Genomic DNA, 20,242 nt, shown 5'->3' with positions numbered 1-20,242 from the left:
CATGGCGGTCGTGGCGGTTGCGCAGGACGAAACGGGCGTTGGCCCGATTGAGCGCTTCCTCGACGATGGCGAGGCCCAGGCCGCTGCCGATCGGGCTGCGGTGACGTCCCCGGAAGAACCTGTCGCTCGCTCGGTCGATCTGGCCCTGGTGCTGCCTAGCGGTCCTGCAACAGCTTCAGGCGAGATCGCAAGGCTTCACCAATATGCAACCTTGCAAGCCGCTCTGCACGGTCTGCGTCGCGTGCGGCGATGGCTTCAATGAGGGCACGGTGCTCCTTAGCCGCTGTCGAGGGCCTGCCCGTGATGCTGAATGTGGTCACGCCGAGCAGCGCAATCCCATCCTGAAGCTCCTGCAAGGCACTGTCGAGATAGCGGTTTCGGGCAGCCCGGAAGATTGCCTCGTGCAAGGCCCTGTTGAGCCTAGCCATTTCGGCAGGGTCACTCGCGCGGGCTTCGAAGGCATTCTCCAAGTCGAGAAGCGCTTCGATCTCCAACTGCGAGGCATGCTGCGCGGCCAAGCGGGCTGCTGCGCCTTCCAAGATTTCTCGCATGGCGTAGAGCTCCAGCACCTCGGTTATTCCCAAGCTGCGGACGATAAGGCCTCGACCGCCTGCAGGCTCTACGAGGCCTTTCGCCATCAGGCGCCCAAAGGCTTCGCGCACCGGTGTACGGCTGACCTTTAGTCGCTGGGCAACGTCCTCCTCCCGCAACCGATCACCAGGCCGGTAGAGACCCACACGTAAGGCTTGGCAGAGGGACCGGAACACGGCCTCGCTCAGCGGAAGACCATTGCTCCGATCAACCAGTTCCAGTTCCTTCAATGGTTGATCTGCCATCCACGCTCCTGAGGGTGCTGATGCCTCCTATCAAGCATCAGACATTCCGCTTGACTAGGGAGTACGTCTGGATATTTTTGTATACAAAGGGGTACAAAAATCAAGCCGAGATTGGGCTAGCCGCAAGGCAGCCTCCGTTCGAATGCAGGGCGGGGGCTCCAGACGGGACGTGCCTCGATGGCGGCTTTTGTCCGGCGGCATAAGAGATCCAATCGCTGCTTTGCGGTGCCGGTTCAACGAACGCGAAGCCGCACAGAAGGGCGGCGTAAACTGCCTCCGACAAGGAAGTGCTGGGGACTAGGCGATGAAGAGCGAAACTGCGGTGTCGAGAGATTTTCCGCCGAAACATGTAACGTCGGTTGCACGCGCGGCAGGGCAGCCCGGGGCGGTTCCGGCCGTACTGACGCGCAAATACGATGTCCTGGTTATCGGCGGCGGAAACGCCGCTCTCTGTGCTGCCATTAGCGCTCGTCGTTCCGGTGCCTCAGTGCTTGTGCTCGAAGCAGCGCCCAAGTTCTACCGCGGCGGCAACACGCGCCACACGCGAAACATGCGCTGTGCCCATGACACGGCCACCGAGATCTTGACTGGCCCCTACACGGAAGACGAGTTCTGGGAGGATCTGCTGCGGGTCACGGGCGGCCAGACAGACGAGGAACTTGCCCGCTTCATGATCGGCGAATCCAAGGAGATCCTCCGTTGGATCGTCGAGCAGGGCGTTCGCTGGCAGCCATCCCTCGGAGGGACGCTGAGCCTCGGCCGTACCAACTCGTTCTTCCTTGGGGGAGGGCGGGCGATGCTCAATGCACTCTACCTCACGGCAGAGAGCCTGGGGGTCGAGATCGTCTACGAGGCCGAGGTCGTCGATCTGGACATTCGCGATGGCATGTTCCTGTCAGCCACTGTCAGTTATGACGGGCAGCGGCATGCGGCGCGCGCGTCAAGTCTTGTTGCGGCCGCCGGCGGCTTTGAGGCCAACATCGAGTGGCTGAAGCAATATTGGGGCGAGGTCGCCGACAACATTCTCGTTCGCGGCACGCCCTATAACCGTGGATCGGTACTGAAAATGCTGCTGGACAAGGGAGTGCAGCAGATCGGTGATCCCACTCAGGGGCACTTCGTTGCCATTGACGCGCGCGCACCAAGATTCGACGGCGGCATCATCACCCGGCTCGACTGCGTCGTGTTCGGTATCGTGGTGAACAAGAACGCGGAGCGCTTTTACGATGAAGGCGAGGATATCTGGCCGAAGCGGTACGCCATCTGGGGGCGCCTTGTCGCCACCCAGCCGGACCAGATCGCCTACATCATCTTCGACGGGCCCTCGCTCGAACTCTTCATGCCGTCGCTTTATCCACCCGTGAAGGCGGACAGCATCAGAGAGCTTGCCGGAAAGCTCGGGCTCGACCCCCATGCTCTCGAGACAACCGTCGAGACCTTCAACCAAGCCGTGCGGCCCGGCACCTTCGACCACACAATCCTGGATGATTGCCGGACGGAAGGACTGACGCCGCCAAAGAGCCACTGGGCGCGGCCAATCCGTACCGCTCCCTTCTATGCCTACCCGGTCCGTCCCGGCATCACTTTCACCTATCTGGGCACGCGCGTGAATAAAGAGGCGCGGATGCTCATGGCCGACGGCAAGCCTTCAGCCAACATGTTTGCCGCCGGAGAGATCATGGCGGGCAACGTTCTCGGCAAGGGCTATGCCGCCGGTATCGGAATGACAATCGGCAGCGTCTTCGGGCGCATCGCCGGACGAGAGGCTGCTAAAAATGCACGCGACTAAAGCTCTTGAAGAAGCCGACCGTCTGATGACGGTCTGCAACTCCTGCCGCTACTGTGAAGGACTCTGCGCCGTCTTCCCGGCGATGGAGATGCGGCGCGCCTTCTCGGACGGCGACCTCAATTATCTGGCCAATCTCTGCCACAGCTGCGGAGCCTGCTACACCGACTGCCAGTTCTCGCCTCCGCATGAGTTCAACGTCAACGTGCCGCAGACGCTCGCGAAGGTCCGTAACGACACCTACAGATTCTACGCCTGGCCCCGGATGTTGGCTCCGCTCTTCGAACGGAACGGTTTGGCGATCAGCCTCATCGCGGCCCTCAGTGTCGGCGTTTTCTTCTTCGGTCTGATGGCAATCAACGACCCGGCGGTGATGTTCGGGGTGCAGACGGGACCTGGCGCGTTCTACCGGATCATGTCGCACAACGCGATGGCCGGCGTGTTCGGCGCTGCGTTCTTCTACGCCATCGCGGCGATGATCATGGGCTTTCGCATGTTCTGGCGCGACATCGGTGAGACGCGCGAGACGCTGACCAACGGCGTCTCCGTCTGGCAAGCCATGAAGGACACCATGGCGTTGCGTTACCTGGATGGTGGCGGACCGGGCTGCTTCAATGAGGATGATCGGCCGTCCGATCGGCGCCGCCTCTTCCACCACCTGACTTTCTACGGCTTCTTTCTCTGCCTCGCTGCGACGAGCACGGCGACCCTTTATCACTATCTGCTCGGTATGCAGGCCCCCTATCCTTGGTACGACCTGCCCGTGGTCCTCGGAACACTTGGAGGGATCGGGCTCGTCATCGGGCCGGCAGGCCTCATGTGGGCGAAGTTCAAGCGTGATCCGGCCCTGAGGGACGAGAACGGGCGCAGCATGGAGATGGCTTTCATCGTGATGCTGTTCCTGGTGAGCCTGACCGGCCTGCTGCTCCTGGTACTGCGGGCGACGCCGGCGATGGGAACGATGCTCGCCCTGCACATGGGTTTCGTGTTCGGCTTCTTCATCACCATGCCCTATAGCAAGTTCGTTCACGGCATCTATCGCTTCGGCGCACTTGTTCGCTACGCCAAGGAGCGCCGTTCGCTCCACGAGCCAACTCCGTCGAAGGCCAAGGCTCTTGCTGTCCCGGACGCTAAAGCGGGGGCGTGACGAGACATTAACTGGCCAATGGTCGGAAACGCCGGCCGGCAAATTCAATCAAGAGGAGACGAACATGAAGTTCAACCGCAGAACACTTATTGGATTGATGTTGATAGCGGGCGCAGCCCTGCCGTCAGCGGCAGCGGCCGAAGCCCCGAGCTTGAAGATTATGGCGCCCGCTGCTCCCGGTGGTGGTTGGGACCAGACCGCTCGCTCGGTCGCTCAGGCTCTTGCGGAGACCGGTCTTGCCAAGTCCGTTCAGGTCAACAACGTGCCGGGCGCGGGTGGAACGATCGGAATCGCCCAGTTCGTGAACAGCGCGAAGGGTGATGCAACCCAACTGATGGCAAGCGGGTATGTGATGGTTGGCGCAATCGCTACCAACAAGTCACCCGTAACGATCGACCAAGTCACGCCGATCGCCCGTCTCACTGGCGAGTGGCAGGCGATTGCAGTTCCAGCGGCTTCTCCGATCAAGTCGATGAAGGAGCTTGGCGAGATGATCAAAGCCGATCCCGCGAAGGTAACCTGGGCCGGCGGATCGGCTGGCGGACCGGACCATATCCTGGCAGCCTTGATCACGAAGAACGTCGGAGCCGACCCCAGCAAGACCAACTATATTGCCTTTTCAGGGGGCGGCGAGTCTCTGGGGGCCCTTCTTGGCGGCAAGGTGACTGCCGGTATCAACTCGCTCAGCGAGTTCATGAGCCAAGTCAAGGCCGGCAAGCTCCGTTTGCTGGCTGTCTCCACGCCGAACCGCCTGCCCGATGTGGATGCGCCGACGTTGAAGGAAAGCGGGATTGACCTCGAGCTCTCCAACTGGCGCATGATCGTTGCCCCGCCCGGAATTGCTGCGGAAGACCGCGCGCGGCTCACGAAGATGTTCGAGGATCTCGCCAAATCCGAAGCATGGAAGAAAACGCTCACGACGAAAGGCTGGGACGACATCTTCCTGACGGGGCCAGCGCTCGACGAGTTCGTCAAAGCGGAGCAGGCTCGGACCACCGCCGTGCTCAAAGACGTCGGACTGGTGAAATAGTCGCCGGGAACTTCCGTATCCTCCTGTCGGGGATCAGCTGAACTCCAAATCAACGATATTTTAGAAGGCGCGCTGGCAAGGGCGCCTTCTTTATGCTTTGTGGCAATCGAGAGGATCGCCAGCCGCTAAGACCCTTACTCGTTCCTTGGGGGATCTATCCAACCAGAACCGCCTGATCGTTGCTCGACGACCCCGTCGGGACTGTTGCGCTAACCTGGGGAGTTTAGGGGAAGGGCGGCTCCTCGGGCAGCCGCCCTGTTATTCCTATTCAGGCGCTGTCGCTTTCGGTCGAGATCATCCTGTTGTGTGCGCTGGTACTGGAAGTACGGCGTCAGCTATCGCGATCTGGCCGAGATGGTGCAGGAGTGCGGCGTAGAAGTTGATCCCTCCACGGTCTTCAGCTGGGTTCAGCGCCATGCTCCGGAAATTGCAAAGAGAGTCCGCCAGTATCAAGGATATCGATCCGGCTCGTGGAGGGTGGACGAGACCTACATGCGCGCTGGCGAGCGCTGGAGATATCTGTTTCGGGCTGTCGACAAGCATGGGCAACTGACCGACTTCATGCTCTCAGATCACCGCAGTACCCGAGCCGCCTATCGGTTCCTGCAAAAAGCTCTGATGACGATGAGAGATTATCCGCCGTCCTCGATCACCACTGACGGGCTGGCCTCCTACCCGAAGGCAATCCGCGCTTACAACGCGAGGGGTTACAGTCGAAACGATGTCGAGCATCGGACCCCGAAATATCCCAACAACGTCATCGAGGCTGACCTCGGCGCACCCGGGTGCTTGATCCGGCCGATGTGCGGCTTTCGACGGATGAGAACGGCGCGTACTACGCACAAGGGTTGCGAGTGACGTGAACGATCTGCCGGGGGCACTCCGTTCTACAACTGCCTCGACCAACAGGCGAAGTCCGTCTTGGAACGAGGTTTTCGGCCGCGTCGCCTGAAGAGATTCTCCTGGCCGGTTCCGTCGTGCCTTTCCAAGTTGATGCAACGAAGCCTCATAAAGCATTGACCGCTCCTAGGCCCATATCCCTGAACTGGGGCATGCCAATTGAGCGCGAATATCAGCCATATGCACCGCTGCTGAAGGGCGATGCCACGCCTCAGGGTGCCCGGCAGGGAGCAAAACAGCCGACTACTCGTTTCGCAGCCCAGCTCCAAAGCAGCGCCAGATATTGGGCGCGAACTGCAGCTTCTGAAAGGCTAAATAAACACGCGACTATGTTGCTGCTTTGTGAGAACTGATTGTACATTACTGAATCCTTCAGAAGCGGTGGCCCGCTCGTCTTGCGTGCCAGTCAGCCTATGAACTGCGATTGTTCCAAAGGCAGAGCACCAAATCCAGGAACTCAACCGCTCGGTACCCTGATCGGCTTATCGATGGGCGGAATGTTCCCACAACAAGAAAACGCTTGCCGTATAGATAGAAAACAGCCTAAATTGAACATGAACAACAGTGGCATTGGCACGGTGGGGGCAAGGTCGAGTAGGGGCTACAGTTTCGTTTTGAAAGTGCTCCATGGAACGAAGGAAACATCATCGATCCTGTTATTGAAACGAGCAAATCCCAACGAGGATTGCGGTCTGCACCGCGGGATAAATCGGGGAAGTAGATGCCGCTGCGGTCTTCGGGCGACCCTGCCATCTTCGCAGGTCTTCTCACCGTTCTGGCAATCATTACGTCCCTTCACAGGTAAGCCTGGAGCAACCGGGCAAGCCTTATCCCGGCCCGTGTAAGGTGAGCGTTTCACGGGTTTGCTCAATCAGTGACGGAGGGATCATCCCGAACTCCTTCAACGAGGTGCCTGATCTCGAATGCGGCCGACGCCTCTTTCGTGACGGCGGCCGAAACGAAAGAAGCTCCGGAGGCGAGCAACGCCTTCATGGCAATCGATAATCCAGAATTGCCTCCTTGTGTTTGAGGCACATTTTCGAGGGATACTGATGAAACGGAAAGTTGCTCTTGTTTTCGGAGGATCGCGCGGGATTGGCGCTGCAAGTGTCAATGCATTGGCGCGTGACGGTTTTGACGTGGCACTCACCTATGTGAGCGAGGCCCCACGCGAGCTGCCCGTCGTCGATGGCGCCAGTTTTAAGGCATATCAGGTCGATATCGCCGACTCGGTGGCTGTCGCCAAGGTCTTCGCCGATGTCGAGAAGGATTTCGGCCATGCACCGCACTGCGTCGTCGCAAATGCCGGCATCAACGTGCCGCCGGCTCCGATGGCGCAGTTCGCGCTGGATACTTTCCGGCGGCTCGTCGAAGTCAATCTTATCGGGGCCTTCAACATTCTGAATCAGGCGGCGCAAAGAGTCGCCGATGGCGGCACGATCATCGCCCTGACCACGTCGCTTGTGCGCCATGCAGTTCCGGGCGTCGGCCCCTACAGCGCCACGAAGGCGGCGGTCGAATGCCTCGTCCGCTCCATGGGAAAGGAACTCGCAGGCCGCGGCGTGCGGGTCAACGCGGTTGCGCCCGGCCCGGTGGACACTGACCTGTTCCGCTCCGGGAAGACCGAGGAGGCGATCATGCGCTCCGCCGCCCTGAGCCCGTTCAACCGGGTGGGTCGCCCCGAGGAGGTTGCCGATGTCGTCAGCTTTCTCGCGTCCGACAGGGCATCGTGGGTCCATGGTCAGGTCGTGCAGCCCAATGGCGGCCTGATCTAAAAACCGGACATTCGCCAACGTTAGGGGAGCCCGGTGCGGCTCCTCTGTCATGAAACCGGGAGGCGGCTGGATCGCGCGCTGGCCCGGCATGCGTCTCTATCATTGGGGCATTGAAGATTGGAGACAGGCCGCGGCTCATCGGGCCTCATCGGCCGTGCTCCAGCCGAAAGCCGAGAGGGCTTCGCAGCTTGCCGCAATGTCATCGTCCGGAGTCTGGGAAATGACTTCGAGCGTGGAGGGGCCGGTGAATCCAATATCGTCGAGGGCGACAGCGATCCTGTCGAATGGAACCACGCCTGTGCCGATGGTCGAGTGAGCCCATGTGGTGACGCCCGTATCCGACAGATGCACGAACTCCAGTTTCGGCGCGACGACACGCAGCCCCTCCGCCGGATCCTCTCTGACGAAGACGGCATTCGCGACATCATAGGTCACGCCCAGGCGCGGATTGCCGATCTCCGTGAGACGCCGCATGAGGTCGTCGGCATGCGGCAGGTAAGACGACGGCACGTTCTCGATCGTCAGCTTGACGCCTTCGGCTTCCGCCGCGCGGTCCATCTCTTCGAGGGCATCCTCGAACCACTTGTCCCTGAAATGCGACGGCAGCGGGAGCAGGGGATGGATTTTCCCGGGCACCACAACGACCCAGGGCGTACACCATTCGCCTGCGAGACGGATGACGTCGATATAATGGTCGATGGAGTAGCGCCGCACCTCAGGGGAGTTGCTGACGAGATTCAGGTCGAGCATCGGCGGCGCAAGCGAAAGGACTTTGAGGTTCTTCTCTTCGAGCAGACGGCTGATCCGACGCCGAGCGGCGTGTCCCATCGCGGATGGCCACAGATGCGGCCAGTTCACCATCAGTTCGAACCGACGGTGCCCGTGCTCGGCAAGATGGGCAAGTGTCTCGCAGGCGGAGTAGCGCCAGATGTAGGAGTAGCAATTGATGGCGAGGGGTCTGATCACGAAAGGTTTCCTTGCAGGTAGCGGTATCGCTCCAGGTTGTGGTGTTCCCGGGCACGAAAGGCTCGGATCGGAAGGCAATGGCGATGTCGGGCGAGGCTCCCTCCGACCAGCCACATCTGGCGCCACACTCCGGCGCGGCCGCGCAACCGGCGTTCCCAAGACCGGATGGGCCAGCATCACCGAGTCATGTCCTATCGATGTTGTTGCAGCCTCTGGCCACGAAGCCTCCCGGATTGGCGAGGTCTTGACGAGGTTAGGATGGATATCTGGAAATTGCAATTTACATTGTGAAAAGATAGCTCCTTTCTGAAGGTTCTCTGCGCTCTATTTTGCATTGGGAAGAGGCGGAGCTTGACCCAGTTTGACGCTTTAAGCGTTCTAAAATAACGGCTGGGTCATGATTCAAGGCTTCCTCGCCGGAAGAGGCATAAACAACAAATCGTGATCCTCTTCGGTACGAATCTCATAATGAGAGTTGACTTGCCACCAAAATAAAATTTACGCTTCTTCTGTGGCAACGAATTTGTGGCCATTGTCGCGCGGGAGGTGCCTCGAGGACTTCAAAGAGATCGGCGCAGACTGGCGGTCGGACCTCCATCATGGAGTGCCGATCAGAATTCTTGAAGAAGCTTCGTAAGCCAAAATGCCAGCGAATGGTCTCAAGTGACGGAGTGCAGAGAACATCGGACAGATGCGTCCGGATCTTCCCTCAACTCCGGCCAATGGACGACCATGAAGAAAAACGCGAGTTCAGGCGCTAAGGGAGAAAACGATGCAGTCAAGGAAATGGCTCAAGAAGGCAATCTTTGTTGCGGGTGCGATGATGCTGTCATCATCTGCATTGGCACAGAACTTTCCGTCGCGGCCAATCGATCTGTCGGTATGGGCTGCAGCTGGCGGCGGTACGGATACGACGAACCGCTACCTTGCGCAGGCTATGGAGAAGCATCTCGGCGGCAAGATCAACGTATCCAACCGCACGGGCGGCGGCGGCGGCGTCGCAATGAATCACGTCTGGTCGCAGCCTCATGACGGTTACACTTGGCTTGGCGCCTCGGAAGCGCAACAGATCGTCAAGGCCATGGAGTTCCACAGCACCGGGACAAAAGACTGGCGCTGGTACATCGTAGCGGGCGCGCCGGGCGTAATCTCCGTTAGAGCGGATTCCCCTTATAAGAATCTTGATGATCTGATCGAGGCCTCAAGAAAAAATCCGAAGGGGGTGAAGGTCGCGCATTGCCCCATCGGCTGCGTCTGGCACATGAAGGCCCTTGCTCTTGGGCAGGCCGCCGGCGTCGAACTGAACTACATCCCGTATGACGGCAGCGGCCCGGCGCATATGGCAGGTCTCACTGGCGAAGCCGATGCGGTTGTGACCGGTATTGCCGAACAGACCGAGTTCATCCGCGCCGGCAAGCTGCGCCCGCTTGCGATGATCGAAATGAAGCCCTTCGAGTTTCCGAAGATCGGGATGATTCCGGCGGCAGGCGCCAAGTATCCCGACATTCAGAAGATCCCCGCTCGCCAGTGGCTTGGCATGGCCATCCCGAAGGATACTCCTCCGGAGATCGTGGCCAAGATCGACGCGGCCTTCGTAAAGGCGATGGATGACCCAAAGGTGCAGTCGCTGAAGAGCGAGCGTATGTTCGAGCTTTATGGTGAATACGGCGACGCAGCCGAAAAGAGCCTTCAGAAAATGGAGGACGCCATGAGCTGGAAGCTCTACGAACTTGGCGTCGCCAAGAAATCTCCTGACACATTCGGCATCGCTAAGCCTTGAGTCCACTGGAAATGGCGGCGGGTCTCCACGGCCCGCCGTCCCACTTCTTTTCAAGGAGCAGGATATGCTGCCGCACAAGTCACTTCGGCGTGCTGACGTCGTTGCCTCATGCACCATGATGGGCCTTGGTATTGCCGTGATCTACTCCGGATCGCAGATGCCGTGGACGAGCACGCTCACAGGCGGTGCCGCACAATGGTATCTCTCACCTGGCCTCTTCCCCACGGTCGTGGGAGCGCTCCTCATCCTGTTCAGCGCACGCGTCCTGCTGACGGCGATCAAAGAAGGTGGGCTGCAGGGCATTGGTGAGGGCGTCTCGAACTGGCTCCGCAGATTTCCACGCAACCGCCCGATCCATAGGGCGATCATCATCACGCTACTGATGGCTGCCTACATCTTCCTCGGTTTAGGTAAGATTAATTTCGTTGTCGCCAGCAGCATCTTTCTGTTCGTGTCGATTGCGATCTTCTGGTGGAAGGACGCCCAGCATCACTGGGTTAGGACCATTGGTGTCACCCTCGCGGTGTCCATCGGTGTTCCTTTTGTGGTCTCCTACCTGTTCTCGACATTTCTCTTCGTGCCGATGCCCTGAGCAACTATCCCTCTGAAATGCGGTGACGACGATGCTTGCCTCCTTTATTCATGAAATCTTCGCCATGGTGACGCCGCTCAATATGGCTGTCATGGCTGGTGCTGTGACGCTAGGTATTATCTTCGGCGCATTGCCTGGGTTGACCGCAACTCTTGCTGTCGCGCTTCTCAGCACCGTCACGTTCACTCTACCCGTCGAACTCGCGATGATTGCGCTGATCGGCGCCTACGTCGGAGCGATCTACGGTCCGTCACATGCATCGATCCTGCTGGGCATTCCGGGCAGTGCCGCTGGAGCCGCCACCGCGCTCGATGGCTATGCCATGGCCCAGCAGGGCCGCGCAGGAGAGGCAATCGCGATGTCCACCACGGCCTCGGTAATCGGCACGATTGTCGGCCTCTTCGCATTGATTGCTTTTTCGCCCATTCTTATTCAACTTGCACTGCAGTTCACTTCAGCCGAGTTCTTCCTGCTGGCGCTGTTTGGCGTTCTGATCTGCGGGTCACTCACGTCGCCGGACATGCCTGCTAAAGGGTGGATTGCGGGTCTTCTCGGCCTTCTCGTTGCCTCCGTAGGGATGGAGACGATCCAGGGCTATCCTCGTTTCACCTTCGGTCTCCCTCAATTGGCGGGCGGCATCGACATCGTTCCGGTTATTTTGGGCGGCTTCGCCATTCCTCAGATCATTCGGGTTCTGCGCGATCTCGATGATCAGGTCGGGAACGTACGCACGGTCAATAGTCTGTGGCCGCGCTGGGGCGAACTCTGGAAGAGAAAGTTCGGGATCGTGCGGTCCGGCGCTATCGGTGTTGGCGTTGGCGTCATCCCCGGCGTCGGCGAGGATATCGCCGCCTGGGCATCCTACGATGCCGCAAAGAAAGCCGATCCTCATCCGGAGACATTCGGGAAAGGCAACCCGACCGGCGTCATTTGTCCGGAAGTTGCGAACAACGCCTGTATTGGCGGTGCCATCATCCCGGTTCTCACCCTTGGTATTCCCGGTTCCCCGCCTGCCGCCATGCTGCTCGGAGCATTGAACCTGCACGGTGTCCGACCTGGGCCTATGCTCTCCTTCGAGTTCCCGAACTTTATCGCCCAGATGGGGGCAATGCTGTTCTGGGCTGCTATTGGAATTTTTGTGCTTGGCCTTTCCATGGCACGCTTGTCCGTCATGGTGCTACGGCTTCCGACTGCGATTCTCATGCCGGTCGTCGCGTTTCTGGCCACACTTGGATCCTGGGCGCTCGGTCTCAATCTCTTCAACGTCTATCTGATGCTGGGATTTGGGGTTGTGGTCTACCTGCTCGAGGAGATCGGCTATCCGGTTGCCCCGCTCGTGATTGGCGTACTCTTGGGTTCCATGGCTGATGTGAGCCTGCGTCGCGCTCTGCTGGGTTCGACCGGCAGCATTGAGCCCTTTGTGACCCGGCCCGTCGCAATGGTGCTGCTGGCGCTCATCGTTGTGTCCCTGTGCCTGCAGAACGAGGCGTTCAAGCGGGGGCTTGGACGAGGTTGGGAGAGATTGTTCCGCGGCTTCCGCTTCCGGCAATCGGCCGCGTGAAGGGGAGCGGGTGCGGCGAGAGGGAAACCTTCCGCCGCATTTACCCGTGAACGCATTGCTAGGCAGGGACAGTGTCGCTAAAAGATCTTTGGAGCCTCTTGCGACATTGTAAGAAATGGCCGCTCCAATATGCAGCAATTTGGCTTCTTATTGCCAGCCCAAGAGGATCGGCGGCACAGAGCTGCAGATGCAAGCAACTGGCAGGAATGAGAGATGCCGTGACCGGATCACCGCATGGGAAGGCCAGGCGGCTTGTACTCCGCCAAGTTTTCTCATAATGTCAATTGACATTTCAAAATGGCAAATGCGTTATGAGCAATGAATAGGCTTCGTGCCGGGAAAAACCGAGAGGACGATAGAGATGCCTAAGGGCGCCGAACTGATCACCGAGTTTCTGGTCAAAGAGAAAGTTCCTTACATTTTCGGCATTTGCGGCCATGGCAACGTGGGCATGCTCGATGCGCTCTATGAGGCACGGGGAGATATCACGTTAATTTCGCCCCGCCACGAGCAGGTGGCGGCCCACATGGCCGACGGTTATTTCCGCGTGAAGCATGAGCCGGTGGCCACCTTGACCTCCTGCGGCCCCGGCTCTGCCAATCTCGTCATGGGAACGGCCCTCGCGATGACCGATTCCTCGGCCTTTCTGGCTATCACGGCCAATGTTCCGACCTCGCAGTTCAATCGCAGCCCGTTCCAGGAGATCAACCGGCACAACCAAGCCGACTTCGCGAATGTCATGCGGCCGGTCGTGAAGCGCAGCTTCCAGCCGACCCGGGTAGACATGCTGCCGCTGGCCCTGCGCCAGTCGATGTCGACTATGCTGTCCGGCCGCCCCGGGCCCGTCAATCTCGATGTCCCGTTCAACGTGTTCCAGGAAGAGGCTGATATCAGCCTCGAAAGCGGCGCGCGCGCCGTTCTCAACGAGCGCCGCAGCGCCGCAGCGCCCGAGGATGTGGCCCGCGCGGTGGACATGTTGCTCGAGGCCGAGCGTCCGGTGCTCTTCATCGGGCATGGCGTTGCGATCTCGGAAGCGTGTGAGGAACTCGCGGCGTTGGCGCACCGGTTGTCGATTCCTGTCATCAGCTCGCCGAACGGCATGGGCTGCATCGACATGGAGGATTCGCTCTCGCTCGGATTCATCGGGCGCAATGGCGCTTACCCGGCCAACCAAGCAGGCCGCCTCAGCGATCTCGTTCTGGCCGTCGGCGCGCGCTTCGATGACCGCTCGTCGTCCTCATGGATGCCAGGCTATTCCTGGAACTTCCCAACCACCAAGCTGATCCATGTGGATGTCGATCACGCCGAGCTCGGGCGCAACTACGCTCCAGATCTGCCGATCCTCGCGGATGCGCGCAGCTTCCTCAGGCAGATCATGGTTGCCCTCGACCAGCGCGGCGTCACCGCTGAGCCGCGCAACCGGGAATGGCTGAGTCAGATCAGCGGCTGGCGGGCCGAATGGGATGCTTTCACGCAGCCGAACTTCACTCTGCACACCAAGCCGATCCGGCCGGAGCGCATCGTCGCTGACTGCCGCGCGGTCCTGCCTGACGATGCCATCATTACCTTCGATGCCGGCGTCCATCACAACTGGTTCATGCAGTTCTGGAAGGCGCGGCGCCCCCAGACGATGCTCAACAGCTGGGGCTTCTCCGGCATGGGATTCGGACCATCGAGCGCACTCGGCGCCAAGCTGGCTGCGCCCGACCGGCCTGTGATCTCCGTGTGCGGCGATGGCGGCTTTGCCATGGTGCCTCACGTCCTGTGCACCGCGGTGGAATACAACATCCCTGTCGTGTGGGTGGTGTGGAACAACTTCGCTTGGGGCGCGATCCGCGACATCCAGTACGGCTTGTTCAATGGGCGCGAGATCGGAACGGCCTTCTATGCCGGACCGAACGGCGAGCCGTACAACCCCGACTTTGCCATGTGGGCGAAGGCCGCAGGTGTGGAGGCTGTCACGGTCACGCGTTCCGAGGATTTCGCGGGCGCACTGGAGCACGCGGTCCGCGCCAACCGGCCTTATCTCATCGACGTGCATGTGGACGCCGATGTCCGCCCGCCGGCGACCGGCGCCTGGGCACTGCCGCCCGTACCCTACAAGGAACCGGTCTTCGGCAAGCGTATCCTGCCCACGGAGCTGGTATAAGACGAAGTCGGGGAGGATAGAGGCGTAATGGCCAGAATATTCGTGACGGGCGGTAGCGGCTTCATCGGAGCCGCTATCGTGGAAAGCCTCGCCCGGCGTGGGGACGAGGTTGCTGCCTTCGACATCGCCGAGGGGCCTGCATTGAAGCGACTGCGCGAGCAGTACCGGAACGTGTGGTTTTTCCCCGGAGAGCTGACCGAATGGCCGCAGCTTGCCGAGGCGATGAAGGCGTTCCAACCAGATGCCGTCATTCACTGCGCCGCTGTCGTCGGAATCGTCAATTCCCTGGCAAGCCCGCTCTACACGATGCGCGTGAATGTGGAGGGCTCACTGAACGTGCTTTCCGCCATGCGTTTGTTCGATGTGCCGCGCATGATCAATCTTTCGTCGGAGGAGGTCTATGGTTCCTTCCAGAGCGACGTGATCGACGAGAGACACCCCTGTTTCCCGGTGCAGCCCTATGGCATCTCGAAATTTGCCGTGGAGCAACTCGCCCGGGATTTTGCTCGTGCCAATGGGAAGACGGTTATTCATATCCGGACATGCTGGGTCTACGGACCCGGACTCCCGCGTCCGCGTATTCCGAAGACGTTCCTGGATGCGGCAATCGAAGGACGCAGGCTGCACGTGGCGGGCGGCGCGGATTATCGGGTCGATCAGATCTACATCGACGATCTCGTGCAGGGCATCGTCAAGGCCCTTGACCATCCTAAGCACGAGCACGACACATATCATATCACGACTGGAGTGGCCTTGAGCCTCGGTGAGATGGTCGAGATCATCCGCGAACTCGTTCTTGGGGCTGATATCGCGATCTCGGAGGGCGAATACGAGGTCGCACCCGGCATTGTCGCTGTACGCAAAGGGGCGCTGGATTGCAGCCGCGCCTACAAGGCTCTCGGCTACACGCCGCGCTTCTCGATGCGCGACGGGTTTGCTGCCTATATCGCGGCAAGACGGCCGTCCTGATCTGAGATGGGATCGGGCCGATGAGAGAGGAAGAATTCGATGTGGTCGTCGTGGGCGCCGGCGCGGCCGGGCTCACGGCAGCAGCCGTGGCGGCTGCGGAGAAATGCCGTGTCGCTCTCCTGGAAGCGACGCCGCTGATCGGCGGAACAAGCGCCGTCTCCGGCGGAATGGTGTGGATGCCGGCCAATCCCAAACAGGAGGGCGATACGGTCGCCATGGCGCGGATCTACCTGCGCGAAACCGTGCCCGGTCTTGCGAATGAGAGCGTGCGTGAGGCGTTTCTCGCGCGGGCAGGGGAGGCGGTCGAGTATCTTGAAAGCAAGACATCACTGAAATTCCAGCCCGTTCCCGTCTATCCCGACTATTACCCAAATCTTCCTGGCGCCACATCCGGCGGACGCGTGCTCGAGGCGCTGCCCTTCGATGGGACGGAGCTGGGAGAGAAGTTCGCCTTGCTGCGGCCGCCTCTCCCGGAATTCACCTTGTTCGGCGGCATGATGATCAGCCGCGCGGATATTCCGCATCTGCGCAACGTGTTTCGCCGGCCCACGTCGACGTGGAAAGTCATGAAGCTTCTCGCGCGCTATGCCAGGCAGCGGATGACGGCGCAGCGCGGGACGACACTCTATCTAGGCAATGCGCTGACGGGGCGGCTGTTCAAGTCTGTGCTCGAATTGGGCGTTCATATCAGCCTCGGCACTGCGGTCGAGCGGCTGATCGAGGAGGAGGGCCGCGTCTGCGGTGTCGAGACTGTTTCCCATGATGGAGAGCGGGCACGCCTGAGAGCCAAGGCCGTGATCCTCGCGAGCGGCGGCTTCTCCCACGATGCGGAGCTTCGCAAGGCACATCTGCCTCCGGCGGCGCAGCCCGTCTCGGCGACGATTTCCTCCGGAGCGACATCAGGCGCGAGATTGGCGCGCGCCGCGGGTGGACGCATCAATGAGCGTGCCGCAAACCGCGCCTTCTGGGTGCCGGCATCGTGTTTCGTACGCAAGGACGGCACGCAAGGTGTGTTCCCGCATACGGTCACTGATCGGGGAAAGCCGGGGCTCATCGCGGTGGATCGCAACGGCAGACGGTTCGTGAACGAGGCTCTCTCCTATCATGAATTCGTGCTGGCCATGCTACGCCAACCCGACAGCGCCGTCCCTGCCTATCTGATCTGCGACAGCAGCTTCCTCTGGAAATACGGATTGGGCCGCATCAAGCCGTTCAGCCTGTCCTGCAAGGCCGACATTGCAAGTGGCTATCTTCATCGCGCGGAGACGATCGCGGAACTTGCAGCAAAACTCCGCCTGCCGCCGCAGGCGCTGCAGGACACTATCGATGCATACAATGCGAAAGCAGAGATGGGAGAGGATCCCGAGTTCGGTCGTGGAGGGGACATCTACCAGAGACATCTGGGCGATGCAGGCGTCAGGCCCAATCCTTGCGTGGCGCCTATCCGCAAGCCGCCCTATTACGCAGTCGCCGTCTATCCGGCGGATCTCGGCACGGCTGCTGGCCTGAGAACGGATGCACGGGCTCGGGTTCTCGCGGAGGACGATGCGCCGATCCCTGGACTCTACGCCTGCGGCAACGACATGAATTCTGTGATGAACGGGGCCTATCCCGGCCCGGGAATTACCTTGGGCCCCGCTCTGACATTCGGCTATGTGGCGGCAAAAGATGCGGCGGCACTTCGATGATGGTCCATCAAGACATGGCGGCGCGGCTATCGCCGCCGCCGCTCCAGAATCCGCAGCAATCCGTCGAAGCCGAGCAGATAAGAGTCGGTGCCGAAGCCAAGCACCAAGCCCTCGCACATTTCCGCCGTCACCGTCTGAAGACCACCCGTAATGGAGCGGTGCGTGATGTGAACTTCCACATAGGGCAGGGTCGGTTTGACGGCGGCAAGGCAGTCGCGCAGGGCGAAGCCGGCATATTGGAAACCGGCGGGATTCATGAGCAATCCGTCCATACCTTGATCGTTGGCGCGGTAGATCCGATTGATCGCCTCGCCCTCGATGTTCGTGTAAAAGATTTCGAGGTCGACGCCACGCTCCGCCGCATAGGCCGTCATCATCGTGTCGACTTCCGCTGCAGTCGTGGTGCCGTAGCGCTCGGGCTCCCGACGCCCGAGATAATTCATGTTGGCACCTTGAAGCATCAGGATCTTCCAGCGTTTCGTTGCCTGCATCATTACCCTCATCATGGCATTGCGGTTTGGAAAGGCGGGTTGCGGAAAGGATGCGCACCCAGTCCATCGGTACATATCCGAATATTCTACATTGACATAAGAAATCTCACATAGCGAAATGTCAAAAAGCTATCCAAAAGGCAGGAGCGACGAGAAATGAACCAACCGAAAGCCGTGATACGCAATATCGCCGAAGTGCCGTGGAAGGAGTTTCCCGGTCATCATGGCGGGGCACTATCGAAGCCTCTCGTCGACCAGGAGGAACTCGGGGCGAGACAGATCGATCATCGGATTTCCTCGTACGCTCCCATGGCCTATGTCGCGCGCCATAAGCACAAAGTGCAGGAGCAAATCTATCACGTGCTTTCGGGCGAGGGCCTGTTCGAGCATGGCGATGTGAAGCAGGTCGTGCGCGCGCATGACGTCGTGTTCATCCCGCCAGGAGTCGAGCATGCCTTCTACAACACTGGCCTGGAAAACCTCGTGTTCCTGGTGATCACGTCGCCAATCTACGACGAGTAGCCGACGATCCGGCAGGAGGCTGAAAAGAGGACTCCTGCCTTTCTCGACATAAAGGGGAGATGAGATGGCGCTCCTGGTCACTGGCGCGACAGGGCATGTGGGACTGACCGTCGTCAGGCTTGCGGTGGAATCCGGGATGGACGTGGTTGCTCAACACCGCTCGCCCGTCTCGCAGACAGTCGTCGATCAGCTCGGAGGCGGCGTTCGATGGATCCGCTGTGCTCTCGACGACCTGTTCTCCCTCGCCGCCGTGACTTCCGCGCATGACATCGACGGTTGCATTCATACGGCGGCGGTGCCGAACGACCGGGTAGCGCACGCCATCCCGTGGGAGACGGTGCAGACCAATGCGACCGCAACCGCCGCGCTGCTGGAGCTGGCACGGCATCGGAACTGGCGGCGCTTCATCTATGTGGGCACAGGATCAGTCTTTCAGAAGGACATGCCTCTTGACGAGCCTCTCATGGAGGATCATCCGCTCTCGCCGTCCACGCTCTATGGCTCCACAAAGGCTGCTGGCGAATTGTTCGTCGGAATGTACCGCAAGCAATACGGGCTCTCGGCTGCGACAGTGCGGATCTCCTTCGTCTATGGTCCGCCGCTGGTTCCCGCCGAGCGCGATCTTCCGCGAGGACCTATCGTCGCCTTCCTGCGCGAGGCCGTTCTGGGCATCCCGATCCGGGAAGCGGGCGGCGGCGATTTCGCAGCGAGCTTCACGCATGTGGACGACGTGGCGTCGGGGCTGCTCGCAGCCTACAGAGCGCCGATCCTCAATCACGATATCTACCATATCGGGCATGGCCGGAATTGGACAACCTATGACGTGGCCGAGGCCGTCAGGGCCGCCGTGCCCGATGCGCTTGTCGAGGTCGGACCGGGGACCCTGCCATGGACCACCTACAACCGGATGCGCGGGGCGCTGGCAGGCACGCGCCTGAAGGACGACACAGGCTTTGCGCCCTCGCTTCCGTTGAACGAGGGCGTTGCCGCTTTTGCCGCTTGGATGAAGGACAATGTGAAGCTCCTGCAACGGTGACGACACAGCTTCTTCGACGGCTTGTTGAAACGGGAAAAGAGGGGCGCGTCGTCTCTCTGGAGGAAACGTCATGAAATACGAAAATGTCTTGGTCACCGGCGCAGGCGGGCTTCTCGGTCAGGCGATCGTGCGGGAATTATCAGGGCGCTGTCGGGTCACCGGTTTCGATCTGAAGCAGGGAAGCGCGCCTATCGACTGGCGCGTCGGCAACCTCACCGATCCCTCCGCCGTGGCGGAGGCCGTGAAGGGACAGGATGCGATCATCCAGATCGCCGCTATCCCGAACATCTGGTCGGGCACCGGCGAGACGACCATGAAGGTGAACGTCGTCGGTCTCTATCTGCTCCTTACCGCCGCAGAGGAGGCAGGTGTCGAGCGGGTGGTGATCTGCTCGAGCGATTCCGTGGTCGGCTTCACGGTGCGCGAGGGGGCGATGCGCCCTCCGGAATACCTGCCGGTCGATCTGGATCATCCTCTGAACGCGACCGATCCATACGGCCTCAGCAAGCTGCTCGGCGAGGACTTGGGCCGCAGCTTCGCCTTGCGGGGCAAGATGGAAGTGATCGTTCTGCGCCCCGTCTTCGTAGCGTATCCGGAAATGTACGGCGAGATCCGCGCGCGATCCATGTCGCCCGAGACGTACAAGGGCACCCCGGCAGGCGGCCCATCCTCCGCAGGTGGCGGCCCTTGCTGGCATCACGTGGACCCGCGTGACGCAGCCCGCGCATTCCGCCTCGCGCTCGAGATGAAATATACTGGCTTCGACCGCTTCTTTGTCTCCGCCAATGTGACGCTTTCGCCCGAACCCACGCTTGAGCGGCTCGCGCGGGTGCTCGGCTGGCTGCCGGAAGTCCGCCGTCCTGAAATCTACGAGCAGAATCCCTTTGCGCCTCTCTACGATCTGACGCGGAGCCGCGAGGTGCTCGGATTCGATGCGCAATACGATGCCCGCGCCGTGGCCCTGCTGAAGGAGGCTGTCTGAGCGGTCTTTCCACTCGGACCAGCAAAAGGAGC

The 20,242-nt window shown here is 60.4% G+C and carries 17 protein-coding genes; 14 read left to right on the top strand and 3 right to left on the bottom strand.

Features of this window, described 5'->3' with window-relative positions:
• Positions 1-155: 155 nt before the first annotated feature.
• Positions 156-836 carry a GntR family transcriptional regulator gene (locus DC522_RS18110; RefSeq protein ID WP_116530075.1) on the bottom strand — a complete coding sequence of 227 codons (681 nt, stop codon included), beginning with the start codon at positions 834-836 and terminating at the stop codon, positions 156-158.
• Between the two features lie 400 nt (positions 837-1,236).
• Between DC522_RS18110 and tcuA the strand changes: the two genes are divergently transcribed.
• The 5 genes from tcuA (at position 1,237) to DC522_RS18085 (ending at position 7,474) form a co-directional block, all read left to right on the top strand.
• Positions 1,237-2,625, top strand: coding sequence for an FAD-dependent tricarballylate dehydrogenase TcuA (gene tcuA, locus DC522_RS18105; RefSeq protein ID WP_116530094.1), 1,389 nt, complete (start codon positions 1,237-1,239; stop codon positions 2,623-2,625).
• Positions 2,612-3,769 carry a tricarballylate utilization 4Fe-4S protein TcuB gene (tcuB, locus tag DC522_RS18100; RefSeq protein ID WP_116530074.1) on the top strand — a complete coding sequence of 386 codons (1,158 nt, stop codon included), beginning with the start codon at positions 2,612-2,614 and terminating at the stop codon, positions 3,767-3,769. Before tcuA ends, tcuB begins: the two co-directional genes overlap by 14 nt.
• A 64-nt stretch (positions 3,770-3,833) precedes the next feature.
• Positions 3,834-4,799, top strand: coding sequence for a tripartite tricarboxylate transporter substrate binding protein (locus DC522_RS18095; protein ID WP_116530073.1), 966 nt, complete (start codon positions 3,834-3,836; stop codon positions 4,797-4,799).
• A 306-nt stretch (positions 4,800-5,105) separates the two neighbouring features.
• Positions 5,106-5,657: an IS6 family transposase gene (locus tag DC522_RS18090; protein ID WP_245444277.1), complete on the top strand. Its 552-nt coding sequence runs from the start codon at positions 5,106-5,108 to the stop codon at positions 5,655-5,657.
• A 1,094-nt stretch (positions 5,658-6,751) separates the two neighbouring features.
• Complete coding sequence (locus DC522_RS18085; RefSeq protein WP_116530071.1) at positions 6,752-7,474, top strand: SDR family oxidoreductase; 723 nt, start codon at positions 6,752-6,754, stop codon at positions 7,472-7,474.
• 135 nt (positions 7,475-7,609) lie between these two features.
• Here DC522_RS18085 and DC522_RS18080 read toward each other — a convergent pair whose 3' ends face one another.
• Entirely contained in the window at positions 7,610-8,440 is an 831-nt protein-coding gene (locus DC522_RS18080) for a sugar phosphate isomerase/epimerase (RefSeq protein ID WP_165820199.1), read from the bottom strand.
• Between the two features lie 772 nt (positions 8,441-9,212).
• Between DC522_RS18080 and DC522_RS18075 the strand changes: the two genes are divergently transcribed.
• The 6 genes from DC522_RS18075 to DC522_RS18050 all read left to right on the top strand — a co-directional run bounded on the left by DC522_RS18075 (position 9,213) and on the right by DC522_RS18050 (position 17,179).
• Complete coding sequence (locus DC522_RS18075; RefSeq protein ID WP_116530069.1) at positions 9,213-10,220, top strand: tripartite tricarboxylate transporter substrate binding protein; 1,008 nt, start codon at positions 9,213-9,215, stop codon at positions 10,218-10,220.
• 64 nt (positions 10,221-10,284) lie between these two features.
• Complete coding sequence (locus DC522_RS18070) at positions 10,285-10,812, top strand: tripartite tricarboxylate transporter TctB family protein (protein ID WP_116530068.1); 528 nt, start codon at positions 10,285-10,287, stop codon at positions 10,810-10,812.
• 31 nt (positions 10,813-10,843) lie between these two features.
• Complete coding sequence (locus DC522_RS18065; RefSeq protein WP_116530067.1) at positions 10,844-12,373, top strand: tripartite tricarboxylate transporter permease; 1,530 nt, start codon at positions 10,844-10,846, stop codon at positions 12,371-12,373.
• Between the two features lie 361 nt (positions 12,374-12,734).
• Entirely contained in the window at positions 12,735-14,522 is a 1,788-nt protein-coding gene (locus DC522_RS18060) for a thiamine pyrophosphate-binding protein (protein WP_245444275.1), read from the top strand.
• 27 nt (positions 14,523-14,549) lie between these two features.
• A complete protein-coding gene (locus DC522_RS18055) occupies positions 14,550-15,491 on the top strand; it encodes an NAD(P)-dependent oxidoreductase (RefSeq protein ID WP_116530066.1) in 942 nt (313 codons plus the stop codon).
• Positions 15,492-15,511: 20 nt separating this feature from the next.
• Positions 15,512-17,179: an FAD-dependent oxidoreductase gene (locus DC522_RS18050; RefSeq protein ID WP_116530065.1), complete on the top strand. Its 1,668-nt coding sequence runs from the start codon at positions 15,512-15,514 to the stop codon at positions 17,177-17,179.
• A 26-nt stretch (positions 17,180-17,205) separates the two neighbouring features.
• Here DC522_RS18050 and DC522_RS18045 read toward each other — a convergent pair whose 3' ends face one another.
• Complete coding sequence (locus DC522_RS18045; protein ID WP_245444273.1) at positions 17,206-17,673, bottom strand: type II 3-dehydroquinate dehydratase; 468 nt, start codon at positions 17,671-17,673, stop codon at positions 17,206-17,208.
• Between the two features lie 153 nt (positions 17,674-17,826).
• Between DC522_RS18045 and DC522_RS18040 the strand changes: the two genes are divergently transcribed.
• The 3 genes from DC522_RS18040 (at position 17,827) to DC522_RS18030 (ending at position 20,210) form a co-directional block, all read left to right on the top strand.
• Positions 17,827-18,192: a cupin domain-containing protein gene (locus DC522_RS18040; protein ID WP_116530063.1), complete on the top strand. Its 366-nt coding sequence runs from the start codon at positions 17,827-17,829 to the stop codon at positions 18,190-18,192.
• A gap of 64 nt (positions 18,193-18,256) precedes the next feature.
• Positions 18,257-19,228: an NAD(P)-dependent oxidoreductase gene (locus DC522_RS18035; RefSeq protein ID WP_116530062.1), complete on the top strand. Its 972-nt coding sequence runs from the start codon at positions 18,257-18,259 to the stop codon at positions 19,226-19,228.
• A 70-nt stretch (positions 19,229-19,298) separates the two neighbouring features.
• Positions 19,299-20,210: an NAD(P)-dependent oxidoreductase gene (locus DC522_RS18030; protein ID WP_116530061.1), complete on the top strand. Its 912-nt coding sequence runs from the start codon at positions 19,299-19,301 to the stop codon at positions 20,208-20,210.
• Positions 20,211-20,242: the final 32 nt, after the last annotated feature.

The organism is Microvirga sp. KLBC 81, assembly GCF_003075415.1.
GTDB lineage: Bacteria > Pseudomonadota > Alphaproteobacteria > Rhizobiales > Beijerinckiaceae > Microvirga.
The sequence above is the reverse complement of the archived record's forward strand: the minus strand, read 5'-3'. Positions and strand labels throughout refer to the sequence as shown.

What these genes read in the sequence shown, in the direction of transcription:
- DC522_RS18075 (WP_116530069.1), top strand. Translation starts at nt 9,213, where the DNA reads ATGCAGTCAAGGAAATGGCTCAAGAAGGCAATCTTTGTTGCGGGTGCG.
- DC522_RS18040 (WP_116530063.1), top strand. Translation starts at nt 17,827, where the DNA reads ATGAACCAACCGAAAGCCGTGATACGCAATATCGCCGAAGTGCCGTGG.
- DC522_RS18050 (WP_116530065.1), top strand. Translation starts at nt 15,512, where the DNA reads ATGAGAGAGGAAGAATTCGATGTGGTCGTCGTGGGCGCCGGCGCGGCC.
- DC522_RS18110 (WP_116530075.1), bottom strand. Translation starts at nt 836, where the DNA reads ATGGCAGATCAACCATTGAAGGAACTGGAACTGGTTGATCGGAGCAAT.
- DC522_RS18095 (WP_116530073.1), top strand. Translation starts at nt 3,834, where the DNA reads ATGAAGTTCAACCGCAGAACACTTATTGGATTGATGTTGATAGCGGGC.
- DC522_RS18085 (WP_116530071.1), top strand. Translation starts at nt 6,752, where the DNA reads ATGAAACGGAAAGTTGCTCTTGTTTTCGGAGGATCGCGCGGGATTGGC.
- DC522_RS18045 (WP_245444273.1), bottom strand. Translation starts at nt 17,673, where the DNA reads ATGATGCAGGCAACGAAACGCTGGAAGATCCTGATGCTTCAAGGTGCC.
- DC522_RS18070 (WP_116530068.1), top strand. Translation starts at nt 10,285, where the DNA reads ATGCTGCCGCACAAGTCACTTCGGCGTGCTGACGTCGTTGCCTCATGC.
- tcuB (WP_116530074.1), top strand. Translation starts at nt 2,612, where the DNA reads ATGCACGCGACTAAAGCTCTTGAAGAAGCCGACCGTCTGATGACGGTC.
- DC522_RS18035 (WP_116530062.1), top strand. Translation starts at nt 18,257, where the DNA reads ATGGCGCTCCTGGTCACTGGCGCGACAGGGCATGTGGGACTGACCGTC.
- DC522_RS18055 (WP_116530066.1), top strand. Translation starts at nt 14,550, where the DNA reads ATGGCCAGAATATTCGTGACGGGCGGTAGCGGCTTCATCGGAGCCGCT.
- DC522_RS18030 (WP_116530061.1), top strand. Translation starts at nt 19,299, where the DNA reads ATGAAATACGAAAATGTCTTGGTCACCGGCGCAGGCGGGCTTCTCGGT.
- DC522_RS18060 (WP_245444275.1), top strand. Translation starts at nt 12,735, where the DNA reads ATGCCTAAGGGCGCCGAACTGATCACCGAGTTTCTGGTCAAAGAGAAA.
- DC522_RS18065 (WP_116530067.1), top strand. Translation starts at nt 10,844, where the DNA reads ATGCTTGCCTCCTTTATTCATGAAATCTTCGCCATGGTGACGCCGCTC.